13 protein-coding genes and 1 pseudogene are annotated in these 15,805 nt (G+C 39.4%); 6 read left to right on the plus strand and 8 right to left on the minus strand.

From position 1 onward, the window contains the following. Positions 1–60: 60 nt before the first annotated feature. Positions 61–426 (plus strand): annotated as a pseudogene (gene arfB / locus AC570I_RS12675) (alternative ribosome rescue aminoacyl-tRNA hydrolase ArfB); the annotation flags it as partial. 43 nt (positions 427–469) lie between these two features. Here arfB and AC570I_RS12680 read toward each other — a convergent pair. Both AC570I_RS12680 and lon read right to left on the minus strand, forming a co-directional pair. Then, positions 470–1,417 (minus strand): lipid A deacylase LpxR family protein, encoded by a 948-nt coding sequence (locus AC570I_RS12680; RefSeq protein ID WP_497405705.1) that lies wholly within the window; start codon positions 1,415–1,417, stop codon positions 470–472. Positions 1,418–1,496: 79 nt separating this feature from the next. After that, the gene (gene lon, locus AC570I_RS12685) at positions 1,497–3,968 is read right to left on the minus strand and encodes an endopeptidase La (protein ID WP_497405706.1); all 2,472 of its coding nucleotides are present in this window, start codon (positions 3,966–3,968) and stop codon (positions 1,497–1,499) included. Between the two features lie 307 nt (positions 3,969–4,275). Here lon and AC570I_RS12690 point away from each other — a divergent pair, with 307 nt between their 5' ends. Beyond that, positions 4,276–4,896 (plus strand): tetratricopeptide repeat protein, encoded by a 621-nt coding sequence (locus AC570I_RS12690; RefSeq protein ID WP_497405707.1) that lies wholly within the window; start codon positions 4,276–4,278, stop codon positions 4,894–4,896. Positions 4,897–4,964: 68 nt separating this feature from the next. On the opposite strand, the gene AC570I_RS12695 is transcribed toward AC570I_RS12690, so the two are convergent. Both AC570I_RS12695 and gpmI read right to left on the minus strand, forming a co-directional pair. Continuing rightward, on the minus strand, positions 4,965–5,495 hold the full coding sequence (locus AC570I_RS12695; RefSeq protein ID WP_497405708.1) for a hypothetical protein: 531 nt from the start codon (positions 5,493–5,495) through the stop codon (positions 4,965–4,967). Beyond that, positions 5,495–7,018, minus strand: a complete 1,524-nt coding sequence (gene gpmI, locus AC570I_RS12700) for a 2,3-bisphosphoglycerate-independent phosphoglycerate mutase (RefSeq protein ID WP_497405709.1) — start codon at positions 7,016–7,018, stop codon at positions 5,495–5,497. The genes AC570I_RS12695 and gpmI overlap by 1 nt, the downstream gene beginning before the upstream one ends. 170 nt (positions 7,019–7,188) lie before the next feature. Here gpmI and AC570I_RS12705 point away from each other — a divergent pair, with 170 nt between their 5' ends. The 4 genes from AC570I_RS12705 to AC570I_RS12720 all read left to right on the plus strand — a co-directional run bounded on the left by AC570I_RS12705 (position 7,189) and on the right by AC570I_RS12720 (position 10,218). Continuing rightward, positions 7,189–7,587 carry a DUF4783 domain-containing protein gene (locus AC570I_RS12705; RefSeq protein ID WP_497405710.1) on the plus strand — a complete coding sequence of 133 codons (399 nt, stop codon included), beginning with the start codon at positions 7,189–7,191 and terminating at the stop codon, positions 7,585–7,587. Between the two features lie 118 nt (positions 7,588–7,705). After that, a complete protein-coding gene (gene nadC / locus AC570I_RS12710) occupies positions 7,706–8,548 on the plus strand; it encodes a carboxylating nicotinate-nucleotide diphosphorylase (protein WP_497405711.1) in 843 nt (280 codons plus the stop codon). Positions 8,549–8,597: 49 nt separating this feature from the next. Next, positions 8,598–9,245: a glycerol-3-phosphate 1-O-acyltransferase PlsY gene (gene plsY, locus AC570I_RS12715; RefSeq protein ID WP_047799505.1), complete on the plus strand. Its 648-nt coding sequence runs from the start codon at positions 8,598–8,600 to the stop codon at positions 9,243–9,245. A 166-nt stretch (positions 9,246–9,411) separates the two neighbouring features. Further along, positions 9,412–10,218, plus strand: coding sequence for a M48 family metallopeptidase (locus AC570I_RS12720; protein ID WP_047799504.1), 807 nt, complete (start codon positions 9,412–9,414; stop codon positions 10,216–10,218). A gap of 113 nt (positions 10,219–10,331) precedes the next feature. Here AC570I_RS12720 and AC570I_RS12725 read toward each other — a convergent pair whose 3' ends face one another. From AC570I_RS12725 to AC570I_RS12740, 4 genes are all read right to left on the minus strand, one after another. Beyond that, on the minus strand, positions 10,332–11,588 hold the full coding sequence (locus AC570I_RS12725) for an anthranilate synthase component I family protein (protein ID WP_497405712.1): 1,257 nt from the start codon (positions 11,586–11,588) through the stop codon (positions 10,332–10,334). Positions 11,589–11,692: 104 nt separating this feature from the next. Further along, positions 11,693–12,973 (minus strand): adenylosuccinate synthase, encoded by a 1,281-nt coding sequence (locus AC570I_RS12730; protein ID WP_497405713.1) that lies wholly within the window; start codon positions 12,971–12,973, stop codon positions 11,693–11,695. 38 nt (positions 12,974–13,011) lie between these two features. Then, positions 13,012–13,512 (minus strand): Fur family transcriptional regulator, encoded by a 501-nt coding sequence (locus tag AC570I_RS12735; RefSeq protein ID WP_047799501.1) that lies wholly within the window; start codon positions 13,510–13,512, stop codon positions 13,012–13,014. A 74-nt stretch (positions 13,513–13,586) separates the two neighbouring features. Continuing rightward, complete coding sequence (locus AC570I_RS12740; RefSeq protein WP_047799500.1) at positions 13,587–15,794, minus strand: RelA/SpoT family protein; 2,208 nt, start codon at positions 15,792–15,794, stop codon at positions 13,587–13,589. Positions 15,795–15,805: the final 11 nt, after the last annotated feature.

Genomic DNA, 15,805 nt, shown 5'->3' on the forward strand with positions numbered 1-15,805 from the left:
TCATACTTTTGTGACATGTTACCCACGAGAGAAGAAATTTTAAGGTCAGTGATATTCAAAACCTCCAGGAGCGGTGGGAAAGGTGGGCAAAACGTAAATAAAGTTTCCAGTAAAGTGGAGTTGGTTTTTAATATTGAAAATGCTTCTTTTTTTGATGACAATGAAAAAACGTTACTGAAGGTTAGGTTAGCAAACAGGTTGGATACTGATGGTTTGCTGCATATTGTTTCTCAGGAAGATAGGAGCCAGCTCTTGAATAAAGAGAAAACCATTGCCAAATTAATCGACTTGTTTAAAAAATCGCTTAAAGTTGACAGGAAACGAAAGCCAACCAGGATTCCTAAAGGAGTCATTGAAAGCCGATTAAAGAATAAATCGGTCAATTCGTTGAGAAAAGAGGCGAGAAGAAAGCCCCAAGTTGATTAATCTGCAGTTGAAATAAACCTTCTCCCGAGTTTAATCATTCAAATTAGTTCCCAAACCTGTAGTATAAACTCAGGCCGCCATAATTTTGTGCCTGGGCAACACTCTTGATTTCTTTTGTTTTGAAGATGATATTGAAATCTACAGTAAACCGTCTGGAACTATAATTTACACCAAATTGCTGTTCAAAAACGATCGGCTTAACTCCAAATGTTAAGGGACTGTTGTTATTAAACAGGCTACCTTGAATGGTTGCATCGTAAGCAACGAAATTGAGTTGTGGTTTAACGTAAACAAAAAACTCCGATTTATTTAAACTGGCTGTTTTGGCATTACCGATCACAGCGTTATGGGTGGTACTGTTAAAAAGCTGATTTAGTCTGCCTGCCCTCAACAATGCTGATGCCCCAAGACCTGAAAATGTTGTGCCTATATTAGCATAACCCTGACCGCTGAGGTCAACTACCTGATCGTTTGAACGAATAAAGAGTTTGCTGTAATTTGCAGCCAGGTTAACAGCTAATTCATTTTTGATCTGATATTCCCAGCCTGCCGGGGTATAAAAGCCAACGGTTCGATGTAGCAATTCCTGTGCATCCTGAGCGAGTGAATTAGGCCCAACGGTTCCGATTTCTACGCTTGTTTTCAGAACGCTCTCATTTTTGTAAAATATGGAATATGCCGCACCCGCGTATAAATAGCCGGCAAAGGGGCGGTCCTGATTTTCTTTTTTCGGTACCTGACCCCAATAGGGGGTATACATTTTTTGCCCGGCCGATATTTCATAAGTTTTCTTCTCTATCTGTTCAGAAAATTTCTCAGAATTTAAAGCCCTTCTGAAATATATAAACAAGCCATTGGTGTAGTAGCGATCATTCAATGTTGCCAGATAGGCATCATTCTCTGTTTTAAAGCCGAATTCGTTTTTAAATGACTGGCTAAAGCCAGATAGAAACACAAAGCATAAAAATGCCGTAGTAAAAAATGATTTCATAAAAAAGCCCGGATTTATCCGGGCTATAAATGTATTTATTGTAAATGGATATTTGATTCAAAAACCAAAAGATTACAAATTAGTTAACGATTGGCTTGATCTTTATAGTCAAATCCAGTGGTTTTTTTACCTTATTTTTAGTTAAAGCCATATCAATAACCTCACTCATTTCACTTACATAATGAAATTGGAGATCTTTGATGTAGCTTTCCTTAATTTCCAGAATATCTTTTTTATTGCTTTTGCACAAGATGATTTCCTTAATATTGGCGCGTTTAGCTGCCAGAATCTTTTCCTTGATTCCGCCAACAGGTAGAACTTTACCTCTTAAAGTAATCTCACCAGTCATGGCCAGGTGTTGTTTAACCTTACGCTGTGTAAATGCTGACGTAAGCGCCGTTAACATGGTTACACCCGCTGAAGGGCCATCTTTAGGCGTTGCGCCTGCAGGAACGTGGACATGCACATCCCAGCTATCGAACAAAGAATAATCGATACCGAACTCAGCTGCATGTGCCCGCAGATAAGCCAACGCGATCACAGCCGATTCCTTCATCACATCCCCCAGGTTACCTGTTAAAGTTAATTTTCCTTTTCCGGGACTCAAACTGGCCTCTATAAATAGGATATCACCACCAACGCTTGTCCACGCTAATCCAGTTACCACACCAGCAACCTCGTTTCCTTCATACAAATCTTTATCGTAGATGGGTGCACCTAAAATGCGTTCTATGTCGGCATGAGTTAAGGTAGGCTCATAACTTTCTTCCATAGCAATTTTCGTTGCCACACCACGAACAAGTGAACCTATCCGTTTTTCCAAACCTCGAACCCCTGATTCCCTGGTGTAATCTTCAATAACTTTTTCAATAAGTGCAGGCTTCAGATTAATATCTTTAGTTTGTAAACCGTGATTTTCTTTTTGTTTCGGTAAAAGATATTTCTTTGCAATTTCGATTTTTTCTTCAATGGTATATCCATTAACCTCAATCACTTCCATACGATCCAGTAATGCTGGCTGTATAGTACTTAACGAGTTTGCGGTAGCAATGAACAGGATGTTAGATAAATCGTAATCCATCTCCACGTAGTGATCATAAAAGGCATTGTTTTGCTCCGGGTCCAGTACTTCCAGAAGCGCAGAAGATGGGTCACCCCGGTGATCGGTTCCTACTTTATCGATTTCATCCAAAACAAAAACCGGGTTATCAGCGCCTGCTTTTTTAATAGACGAGATAATGCGCCCAGGCATAGCACCAATGTAGGTTTTACGGTGACCACGGATTTCAGCTTCATCACGAATACCACCCAGTGCCATCCGCACGTACTTGCGTCCCAGTGCTTTTGCTACGGACTTTCCAAGTGATGTTTTTCCAACTCCCGGAGGGCCAACCAGGCATAAGATCGGCGCCTTCATATTGCGTTTCAGCTTTAATACCGCTAAATACTCAATAATTCTTTGTTTCACTTTTTCCAGACCGAAGTGATCCTTGTCCAGGATACGCTGGGCACGTTTCAGGTCAAAGTTATCTTTGGTAAACTCGCTCCAGGGTAAATCCAGCAACAGCTCAAGATAATTTAACTGAACTGAATAGTCAGGAGCTGCAGGATTCATCCTGCCAAGTTTGTCAAGTTCTTTATCGAAGTGGGAATAAACCTCCTTCGACCATTTTTTTAATTTAGCTTTTTCCTGCAGGGCATCAAATTCAAGATCGGCAGAGTTTCCGCCTAGTTCTTCCTGAATGGTTTTCAACTGTTGATTCAGGAAATAGTCTCTTTGCTGCTTGTCAAGATCAGTTCTCACCTTCGATTGAATCTGGTTTCTCAACTCGAGCATCTGCAACTCGATCATCAAAAGCTCCATTACCTTCTGTGCGCGATCCTGCAATTTATCCATTTCAAGGATTTTTTGCTTGTCGGCCATTTCGGCATTCATATTTGAAGATATAAAGTTGATCAGAAAAGAATTGCTTTCGATGTTTTTTAATGCAATACTGGCTTCGCTAGGTATGTTAGGCGAAAGCTGGATGATCTGGGCAGACATCTCACGGATAGAGGCTATAAGTGCTTTAAACTCTTTGTCCGTTTTGTGCTTCTGCTCCTCAAATTTTTTAACAACAGCTTTGATATATGGCTCGTTTTGTACCTCTTCAATTAAACTGAAGCGTTGCTTGCCCTGTATAATTACAGTGGTGTTACCATCAGGCATTTGCAACAATTTTACAATGTTTGCAACTGTTCCTACCGTGTTAAGTTGCTCGAATGTAGGGTCTTCTATAGAAACATCCTTTTGAGATACAACCCCAATAATTTTATTTCCTTTATAAGCTTCTTTAATTAATTTTATTGATTTATCCCTTCCAACAGTTATTGGAATAACTACCCCAGGAAAAAGTACGGTATTTCGCAAAGGCAATATGGCCAATGTTTCAGGGGTTTCCTCATTGTTCATCTCATCTTCGTCTTGTTGAGACATTAATGGAAAAAATTCGGTATCCTCGTTTATTATGGGCATAGCAGAATGGAAATCAAATATATCTTGTTTACTCATTATCACGTTTCCTCAAACGACAAACTGGCAGTGCTGTCGCCTTCACATTTTTAATTTAGTTTCTATAGTAATAATTTCAACTCTTGTGCCAAAGTGAAAATTACATTAATGTTATGTTAAAACGGCAGAATAATTTAAATATTTATGCCTATATCATATTAACTGTTTTTTAACGTTATTGCTATTGTTTGGCGGGATGGGTTTTAAGGTGAATGAAAATTAAAAACTTTTAATTTATAAGAATACGATTATATTGCAAAAAATTTCAGCCATTAGGTATAAATTTATAAAACTTATTATTCATTACATGAACTATTTCAAAAGGGCTATCCTGGGCTTAATCATTTTTTCATCAACAAACACGTTTGCACAAGGAAATTACGAGAAGAGTATGCAGGCAATGATGAACGGTGATTTCAAATCTGCTGTTACTCAATTGGAAAAAGCCGATACAAAAACACCAGATAACGCAAAGATTTTGCAGATGCTGGGTTATTCTTATTTTCAAAACGGAGAATATGAAAAATGTATTTCAACTTATAGCCGTTTGATTAATGTTAAACCCAGTGAGGTTTCGGCATATTATTACCGCGGTAAAGCCAGATTGAATATCGCCAACGACCCCAAAGAATCATTAAACAGTTTGAGGGAAAATTTTTATACCGCTGCGTTGAAAGATTTTTCGAAATCAATCGAAATTACAGGTGATGAAGATTCTCAAATGTTTCAGAACAGAGCTATAGCTTATAAAGATTACGCTATTTTCAGGTCATATAAGGCCAAGAAAAAGGAAGATAAGTTAGCCTGTGTGGCATTATTCAATAACTCAATTGCAGATTTTCAAAAGGTTTTGACCATGCAACCGCTCAGAAAAGATATTATCGACTGGATTACTTATGATAAAGCACAGATTGCGAGTTTAAAATAAAACGCAGTTGTCTTAATTGCAGTTGCCTTATAAAAATGGAGCCCTGATTGATCGGGGCTCCATTTTTTTTAGTTGATTTTACCGGTAATGTGGTAAGATTTCTGTTTAAGAAACCTTATTTTCTGGAATTTCTTAATCTCGTAGAATCGGTCTGGCGCATAGGTCAGCGTATCAGTCGATTGAAAAAGGATGTTTTTACTCTCAACAATAATTACAATTTTAGCCAGTTTATCATGCTGATGTGTGAGCAAAATCTTTTTAACAGGGATCTTTTTATTTGCCGAGCTGTAAATGGTTAACTGATTACTTGCGGTTATCTTAAATTCGCCTTGCCATGAAGCTTTATTGATGTCTGCATTTGTAAATACGGCAAGTTCTTTCTGCCAATCGGGAATTTTAAGTTTTCTGTTTTCAGCGGTGCCATTCACTGAAACCATTTTTTGAACAGTTGGATTGGTTTGCTGTAGTCGGTTAATTTCTTTATTGAAATAACCTTTAACATCAAAATAGGATAACCTTGCATTGGCACCGTTTGGCTCCTGGTTAATGCAGGAGACGAATCCCAGTGCCAACGCAAGTATTAAAATTTTTCTAATCATTATACCAGAATGTTTCCTGTCATTTCTTCGGGAATGGCAACACCTAGTATTTGTAGTATTGTAGGTGCAATGTCGCCCAGTTTGCCATCAGCAATGGTTTTATAATCATTGTCGATCAGGATGCATGGCACCAAATTCGTCGTGTGTGCGGTGTTTACTGAGCCGTCGGCATTTACCATATATTCAGAGTTTCCATGATCTGCCAGTAAAATAAATGAATAGCCATTCTCCAGGCCTTTGTTAACAACAGTTTCCGCACATTTATCGGCAGTTTCTACAGCTTTAATTACAGCTTCAAAAACGCCGGTGTGGCCCACCATATCAGGGTTTGCGAAATTTAAACAAATAAAATCAGCCCAACCTGTTTCCATTTCTGCGGTTATGGCTTCGGTAATTCCGGCAGCACTCATTTCAGGTTGCAGGTCGTAAGTTGCAACCTTTGGGGAAGGTATTAAAATACGTTTTTCATTATTGAATTCAGTCTCCCTTCCGCCTGAGAAAAAGAATGTAACGTGCGGATATTTTTCGGTTTCAGCGATACGGATTTGATTTTTGTTGTTTTCAGATAATACTTCACCAATCGTTTTGGTTAAATCGTCTTTTGTGAAAACAACATTTACTTTCTCAAAACTCTCGTCGTAAGTAGTCATGGTAACATAGTATAGCGGAAGTTTGTGCATTTGTTGCTCGGGGAAGTCCTTCTGGGTTAGTGCAGTTGTAATTTCCCTGCCTCTGTCGGTCCGGAAATTGAAACAAATCACTACATCGTCATTCTGAATGGTGGCTACAGCATCTCCGCTGGCTTCGGTTAGTACAACTGGCTTCAAAAACTCATCTGTAATGCCATCGGCATATGATTTTTGAATAGCGGCTAAGGCATCCTGAGTTCTTTCACCCACACCATTCACCATCACATCATAGGCTTGCTTAACACGTTCCCAACGATTATCGCGATCCATAGCGTAATACCGACCAACTAATGTGGCCAGTTTTGCATTTCCGTTTTTAATGTGGTTTTGAAGATCACTGATAAATCCCAGTCCGGAGTTAGGGTCTGTATCACGGCCGTCTAGAAATGCATGGACGAAAGTTTTCTCTACATTAGCCTCTGTAGCAGCATCGCATAATGCCTTTAAATGTTCTATATGTGCATGTACACCGCCATTTGAAACCAAACCAATAAAATGGACAGCTTTGTTGTTTTGTTTGGCATAGTCAAAAGCAGCCAGCAAAACAGGATTAGTATGTAATTCTCTATCTGCAATGGCTTTGTTAATTCTTCCGAGTTCCTGATAAACAACTCTGCCGGCACCTAAATTCATGTGTCCAACTTCAGAGTTTCCCATCTGCCCAGCTGGTAAACCTACTGCTTCGCCTGAAGCTTCAAGTCTTGAGTTAGGGTATTTCTGTAACAAAGAATCGAAAAAAGGTGTATTGGCAGCATAAGCAGCATCTGATTTATCTTTTCTGCCATATCCCCAGCCATCTAAAATTATAAGTGCGAGTTTTTTATTGTTTGTCATCTTCTTTAAAAAATAATTGAACAGCTTAAAAACAAATCTGCAAAAGTCTTGTTTTTGGTTTTATTAATAAGGCAAATATAGCTTTCTTGGTGCTTAAATAAATTAATAATCCTTTTTTTGATAAGCTAATGGCATAATTTTAGCTATAGCGTTCTGTATAAAATACAGAAATGGTCCGAAGCTTATTTTTACTGATTATTAGTTTATCATCATTATATAGTCCTAATGCCTATCAGGCAGATATTATTGATGATTTGTCCTCGTATTTCAGGTCTGGTAATGCCAAAGAGGTTGCTAAAAACTTCGCTTCTACCATTGAGCTTATCATCGTTGATGAGGAAGATGTATACTCAAAAGCACAGGGTGAACAGATTCTGAAAGACTTTTTTACGAAGCACCCGCCAGTAAAAGCGAGTATTTTTCACAAAATAAATACCAATCCTAATTATCGTTTCGGAGTTATTTCGTTAACTACATCCAGGGAGAATTTCAGAGTGTCTGTAACCATGAAAAAATTTAACAATAATTTTCAGATTACAGAATTAAGAATTGAGGCAGCCAAGGATTAAGCTACTTTTTCCAGATTTACTTTGCCGTAACAGTACCATCATGATGGGCATATAATGCATCTATATTGGTTGGCAGCTCATAAATATTTGCTATTTTTGTTGCTCTTAAAGCTACATTTTGGATATTCAACTTATACACCAATTCATAAAAAATGCCCTTGCCGAAGATTTAGGTGACGGTGATCATACTTCTTTATCCACAATTCCCATTGGAACTCAGGGAAGAGCTAAACTTATTATTAAGGAAGATGGTATTCTTGCGGGTATGGAACTCGCTTTGGAGATTTTCAAAGTAGTTGATGAAAATCTTAAAGTTGAGGTTTTACTAAATGATGGTGCGGAAGTAAAGGTAGGTGATATAGGGCTTACTGTTTCAGGTAATACCCATTCTATTTTGATAGCAGAACGCTTGGTTTTGAATTGCATGCAGAGAATGAGTGGTATTGCAACAAAAACACATCGTATTGTTTCGCTTTTGCAGTCTAGCAATACCAAAATCCTTGATACGCGAAAAACTACTCCCGGATTAAGGTACCTGGAAAAGTGGGCCGTTAGGATTGGCGGGGGAGTCAATCATCGGATTGGGCTTTATGATATGATTCTGATTAAAGATAATCATGTCGATTATGCCGGCGGTATCGTAAATGCTATCCAGGCTGCTCAAAAATATCTTGTTGAGAATCAAAAAAAATTACAGATAGAAATCGAAGTGCGTAACCTCGAGGAGCTATCTCAGGTGTTGTCAGTTGGTGGTGTAGATCGGATTATGCTTGATAATTTTAGTTTCGATAATTTGCGTAGTGCCGTGAAGCAAATCGATAACCGGTTTATCACAGAAGCTTCGGGAGGCATCACAGAGGAAAATGTGGCTAAATACGCCGCTTGTGGGGTGGATTTTATTTCAATGGGTGCATTAACACATTCTGTAAAAAGCTTAGATATCAGTTTAAAGGCATACTAAAGTGATTTCCTGTAAAATTAAATCCTTATTTTTTGTATCATTGTAGGCTATGGTTACGGTTTATTCGCTCAGCGCCTTATTAGTTGCGTATCTTTTTGGATCAATACCAACAGCTGTATGGCTTGGCCAGGCTTTTTATGGTATTGATGTAAGGGAGTATGGAAGTGGTAATGCTGGTGCAACCAATACTTTCAGGGTTTTAGGAAAAAAAGCTGGTATAGCGGTAATGATTATTGATATTGCCAAAGGCTATACCGCTACTAATCTCGCTTTTCTCATTGGTATGTCTGTAACCGGGCCCCACACATCTGTCGTTTTTGTTAACTACCAGCTTGCGCTCGGTGTTACAGCCGTAATGGGACACCTTTTTCCCGTTTTTGCAGGCTTCAGGGGGGGTAAAGGTGTAGCTACACTTTTTGGAATGATTTTGGCAGTTAACTTCGAAGCATCTATGCTTTGTGTTCTGGTTTTTGTGACGGTTCTTTTGGTAACTAAATATGTTTCACTAAGTTCTATTTGTGCGGGATTTACTTTTCCGCTGAGTGTAGTCTTTTTGTTTCAGGTGTCAATCAAATCCGAAGTACTTTACGGAATGGTTGTCTGCATCTTAATTCTGGTTACCCATCAAAAAAACCTCGAACGTTTGCTGAAAGGCAAGGAATCAAAAGTGTATTTGTTTAAGAAGAAGGCTGGTTAATTAGCAATGCAGAATCTTCGAAACTTATTTGTCGGATTGCTGTTAATATGACAATCCCAGATAAGGATTAACAATCATTAACGACAAAATTTAAGAAGCTGTCAGATTTCTGCATCATGATTTGCAGAATGATGCGCAGGCTTCGTCATTAAAAAAAAATAAACAGATGAAAAAGTTATTCTTAGCAGCAAGCGTTGCCGGAGTTCTCCTCTTTAACTCATGCTCCACCGTACCCTTAACAGGACGCAGTCGTTTTGACCTTGTAAGCAACGACCAGGTTTTGCCAATGGCATTTCAGGCTTACAGTACATTTTTAACGGAAAATAAATCTACGGTTTTGCCAGCATCAAATGCACAGGCGCTGAAAGTTAAAACGATCGGAAGCCGTTTAATAACTGCTGTAAAATCATACATGAACAGCAATAATTACGGTAATTTAATTGCCGACTACCAGTGGGAGGTAAATGTGGTTCAGAATAACGAAAAGAACGCATGGTGTATGCCTGGCGGAAAAATAGTTGTATACACAGGCATCTTGCCCGTAACGCAAGACGATGCAGGTTTAGCTACCGTGATGGGGCACGAAATTGCACATGCCATCGCCGGACACTCGGCTGAACGCATGTCGCAGGAAATGGTAGCGCAGGGTGTAGGTGCTGCAGCAGGAGTAGCATTGTCTAAGAATCCTAAAACCCAATCTATCTTCAACACGCTTTATGGGGTAGGAACGCCTGTTGCCATGCTGAAGTTCAGCCGTAATCAGGAATTGGAAGCCGACCGTTTAGGTTTGATCTTTATGGCTATGGCAGGCTACAATCCTCAAAGTGCTACCAGTTTCTGGAATAGAATGGCATCTGCATCGCAGGGTGCGGCAAAGCAACCAGAATTTTTAAGTACACACCCAAGTGACGCTACACGTATTGCTCAGATACAAAAATACCTGCCTGAAGCTCAGCAGTATTATAAAAAATAAGGCTTTTAGTCCAGAATTTTTTTTTATAAAGGTGGGATTTGCGACAGGCATATCCCGCCTTTTTTATTTTTCAAGCGAATAATCCTGTCCGGGGTAGTTTGCGTCGTGAACAATTAAACTCCGAGCACCTTCAAAATCGCACTGGCCTTTAGCAAACATTCATCATATTCTTTTTCGGGATCGCAATGGTAAGTTATTGCACCACCAACCTGGAAAGATAAATACCTGTTTTCAGCATTGTAAAGAATGCTGCGGATCACAACATTGAAATCGAAATCTCCATCTGGACTGATACAGCCAAAAGACCCGGAGTATATGCCTCTTTTAGTCTCTTCGTATTCCTCAATCAAATTCATTGCTTTAACTTTTGGAGCACCTGTCATGGATCCCATAGGGAAAGCATTTTTAATTGCATCAATGAAATGAATGCCTGGATCCAGCTCACAGCTGATTGTAGAAATCATCTGATGTACCTGGGGAAATGTGTAAATGCCAAATAGTTCTTCCACTTTTACCGAGCCTTTGACAGCTGATTTGGTTAAATCGTGACGAACAAGGTCCACAATCATTACATTTTCTGACTGCTCCTTGGTATCGTTTCTAAGCTGAACTTTGATCTGTTTGTCTTCTTGCGGGTTGTGACTTCTTCTTGCAGTTCCTTTTATCGGCTGTGAAATAAGCTTTGATCCCCTCTTACATAAAAAGCGTTCCGGAGTTGCGGATAAAATATACTGGTGATGATATTTAAAATATCCCGCAAACGGGGTAGGGGAAACCTGGTTTAAGAGTTCAAAGGTTTCCAATGGATTTATTGCCGCATGGTCAGCAAAGAATTCCTGGCAGAAATTCACCTCATAAATATCGCCACGGATGATATGGCTTTTTAGTAGATCAACTTTGGAAATATATTGATTCTTTGTAATCCTTTGTTTAATGTCCGGAGGCGAAACCATGTTATTATTTACTGGCTGGTATGCCTCAATTTGGTCCAAAACAGATTTACTACCCAGTAGGATCTCTATTTTTCCATCTTTAACCGCAATCAGATATTGCGGTATAAAAAAGTAAAGGTCTGGGAAATTCAAAAAGTCGCTGTTTTCAGACTGCAGATCTTCGAGTTCATTTTTAAGATCATAACTGAAGAATCCGAAAATCCATTGTTTATGTGTTTCGTAGAATGCTTTCAGCTTTTCAAACCCGGCACGTTCGAGGCATCTTAAATCTTTCTGAACGCCGGCGGCGATTATATAGTCGTAAACCGAGTAGGCATCCTTGTATTCATTCGAATCTAATACGCAGCAAACATCGAACTGATCGGCCCAGTGTATCGCTTTTTTTTTGAAATCAGATATGTTTTGGAGGGTTTTCACACTGCGGCAAAGGTAAGTAAACGATGGCAAAAAAAAAGCAACCTGGTAAGGGTTGCTTTTTTTATTATTTGTAGCAATGTCCTGATTAAAATCAGAAATTCTAATTAACGCAGTTCTAAAGTCTGTGCCCGGTCTGGTCCTACAGAAAGAAATTTGATTGGCACTTCCAGTTCTTCTTCCAGGAACTTAATATAATCCGTTAGCTTAGACGGGATTTGATCAACAGCGGTAATTTTGGTTACATCTGTAGCCCATCCATCAATCGCTTTCAATACCGGCTTAGGTTCAATAGAGATGATATCGTACGGCATATAATCTATTGTTTCGCCATTATATTCGTAGTGTGTACAAGCATAAATGGTATCGAAAGTATCTAGAACATCCGCTTTCATCATAATTAATTCGGTTACACCGTTTAACATGATGGCATATTTTAATGCTGGCAAATCGATCCAGCCACAACGACGGGCCCGGCCTGTAGTTGCGCCAAATTCATGACCTAATTTACGCAGGTTTTCACCAACTTCATTATCTAATTCTGTTGGAAAAGGGCCACCTCCAACGCGCGTACAATAAGCTTTGAAAATACCATATACAGCGCCAACCTTATTAGGGGCGATACCTAATCCTGTACAGGCACCCGCAGTCGTCGTATTACTTGAAGTTACAAAAGGGTATGAACCGAAATCAACATCTAGTAAGGTACCTTGTGCACCTTCAGCTAAAACAGCTTTTCCTTCCTTCAGGTAACCGTTAACGAAATGCTCACTATCCACATGAGGAATAGCCTTTAAAAACTCTATAGCTTCAAAAAATGAAGCCTCTTTTTCAGCTAGTTCGTATTCAAATCCCTCGTAATGAGAAAGAATTTCAGTATGTTTTTCTACCAGTTTGTTATAACGTTCTTTAAAATCAGGAAGTGTGGTATCGCCAACGCGTAAGCCATTACGGCCTGTTTTATCCATATAAGTCGGGCCGATACCTTTAAGTGTCGATCCGATTTTATTCTTACCCATGCGTGCCTCATTTGCGGCATCCAGCAACTGGTGAGTAGGTAAAATCAAGTGCGCTTTACGGGCTATAACCAGTTTGCCTTCGGCAACCGGATCATGACCAGCTTTCTTTAAATTATCCAGCTCTCTCTTTAAAATGATTGGATCGATAACTACACCATTTCCGATAAGGTTCATGGTTTTTTCGTTGAAAATTCCTGATGGGATGGTATTTAAAACGAATTTTTTGCCATCGAACTCTAAAGTATGTCCGGCATTCGGGCCACCCTGAAAACGGGCGATAAGATCATATTTCGGACTGAGTACATCAACGATTTTTCCCTTTCCTTCATCACCCCATTGCAGGCCGAGAAGTACATCTACTTGCGTCATTATTAAAAATTTAAGCTGGTTTTATTTTGAGTATTGATTTAATTTGCTTTTAGCTGGGCTGCTGCAACAGCGGCAGTTTCATTCACTTTTCGTGCTACGCTGCAATCAGAACAGAACCCATAAAGATTCAAAGAGTGGTGTTTAATATCAAACTTTAACAGATCGCCAACCATGGTTTGAATCTGGTGAATACGCGGGTCGCAAAATTCTACCACCTTACCGCATTCGATGCAGATCACATGGTCGTGCTGACGGTAACCATAAGATTTTTCGAATTGTGCCATATTCTTACCAAACTGATGCTTGGTAACCAGGTCACATGAAACCAATAACTCTAAAGTATTGTAAACCGTAGCCCGGCTTACACGGTACTTTTGGTTTTTCATGTGAATATAAAGTGTTTCAACATCGAAATGGTCGTTTCTTGAATAGATTTCTTCCAGGATTGCGAAACGCTCAGGTGTTTTGCGTAGATTTTTGTTTTCTAAATAAGCTTCAAAAATCTTGCGAACAAGCTCATTTGTATTTTGTTCAGACATAGTTTTAAACTCCGTTCAAAGGTAGTTAAATTGTTTGATTGTTATAGCGTTTGATTGTTTAAATGTTGTAATTATTAAGCATCAAACCTTGTTACTCCTGTCACGCCACGTACTTTTAATAGATTGTTGATCAGGTTTTCCAGGTGCTCGGTATCGTTAACAAAAATCATAATCGAACCTTCAAATATACCTTCATTGGTATCAACCGTTATCGATCGCATGTTGACTTTAAAGTCGGTTGAAATTACCCTTGTGATGTTGTTGATCAATCCTACATCATCAATGCCTACAATGCGTAATCCGGTAAGGAATGTGAGTTCTTTTTGCTTGTTCCATTTGGCCTTCACCACCCGGTAGCCATAGTTAGCCATTAGCTGAGCGGCATTCGGGCAATTTGTACGATGTATTTTAATCCCGTCACTTACCGTTATAAAACCAAAAACGTCATCACCTGGTATTGGGTTACAGCATGCCGCAAGGGTATAGTCTATTCGTTGCATGTCCTCTCCGATGAGGAGTATATCTGAATCGTTGCCCTTAATTTTATTCTTGATGCCATCTACAGTGAGGTTCTCTGGGCGTTCCGGGCTTTTATGCTCAGTTTCCTTATCCGTATTGAGGTATTCTTTGATGTCCTTTAATTCAATTTTCCCTAAAGCCACATGCACAAAAAGTTCCTGTGTTGATGGAAGTTTGAAGAAATAACTCAGCTTTTGAATATTTTCCGTGTTGTAAGTAATTTTTAAAGACTTCATCTTACGCTCCAGAATCTCCTTGCCATTATCAGCAATCTTCCGTTTTTCTTCTTTTAATGAAGATTTGATTTTAGATTTCGCTTTGGCCGTAACAACGGTATTCAGCCAGTCTTCCTTAGGGGTTTGTTTGCTTGATGTGATAATCTCTACCTGATCGCCATTCTGAAGTTTATAGGAGATAGGTACAAGCTTGTGATTTACTTTGGCTCCGATACAGGTTGCTCCCACATCGGTATGGATTTCAAAAGCAAAATCAAGTGCCGTAGCACCCAATGGCAGCTGAATCAGAGCACCCTTCGGGGTGAAAATAAAAATCTCATCTGAAAACAGGTTCATCTTGAAATCATCTAGGAAATCAAGTGCATTGGCTTCCGGGTTATTCAACATTTCCCTAACCTTTTGAATCCATTGATCCAAACCATTATCGTTGCTTGATTCTTTGTACTTCCAATGTGCCGCGAAACCTTTTTCAGCAATTTCATTCATGCGCTGTGTACGGATTTGTACCTCAACCCACTGCCCGCGTGGGCCCATTACTGTAGTGTGCAAACTTTCGTAGCCATTACCTTTTGGTGATGAAACCCAGTCACGCAAACGATCCGGGTTTGGCCGGTATAGGTCAGTCACTATGGAATAAGCTTTCCAGCAATCTGCTTTTTCATTTTCATAGGGGCTATCAAGAATAATTCTAATGGCAAAAAGATCATATACCTCTTCGAAAGGTATATTTTTCTTCTTCATTTTGTTCCAGATGGAATGAATTGATTTTGGTCGTCCGTAAACATCAGCCTCCAGGCCCTGTTCGTGGATAATCTCATCTATAGGCTCTACGAATTTTTTTATGAACAAGGCACGTTCCGCTTTTTTCTCATTTAGTTTTTTAGCTATGAACTTATATGTGTCAGGGTCGAGATATTTCATCGAAAGATCTTCGAGCTCGGATTTGATCGCGTACAAGCCCAGGCGATGGGCCAGGGGAGCATACAGATAAATGGTTTCTGATGCAATTTTAAGCTGTTTATGGCGCGGCATAAATTCCATCGTCCGCATATTGTGCAGCCTGTCGGCAAGTTTAATCAGAATTACCCTTACATCATCGGCAAGGGTAAGTAGCATTTTCCTGAAATTTTCGGCCTGTAAAGAGCTGTTGGTATCGAAAACCCCGGATATTTTGGTTAGTCCATCAATGATTTTAGCTGTTTTCTTGCCAAACTCGCGTTCAATATCTTCCAGTGTGATGTTGGTATCCTCAACAACATCGTGTAATAATGCACAAACGATAGAGGTAGTACCCAGTCCGATTTCTTCTGCAGCGATTTGCGCTACTGCGATGGGATGGTATATATAGGGTTCGCCAGATTTACGGCGCATATCTTTATGGCTTTCAAGTGCCATATCGAAAGCTTTTCTGATTTCTTTTTTATCTCCCTTTTGCAAGGTAGACTTGCTCGCCCGTAGTAATGCCCTGTATCTTTTAAGAATCTCTTGCTTTTCCGCCTCTAAATCAATCACTAACTCTGTTTTCATTTGTTTTTTTT

This window comes from Pedobacter sp. A2324 (assembly GCF_059693705.1).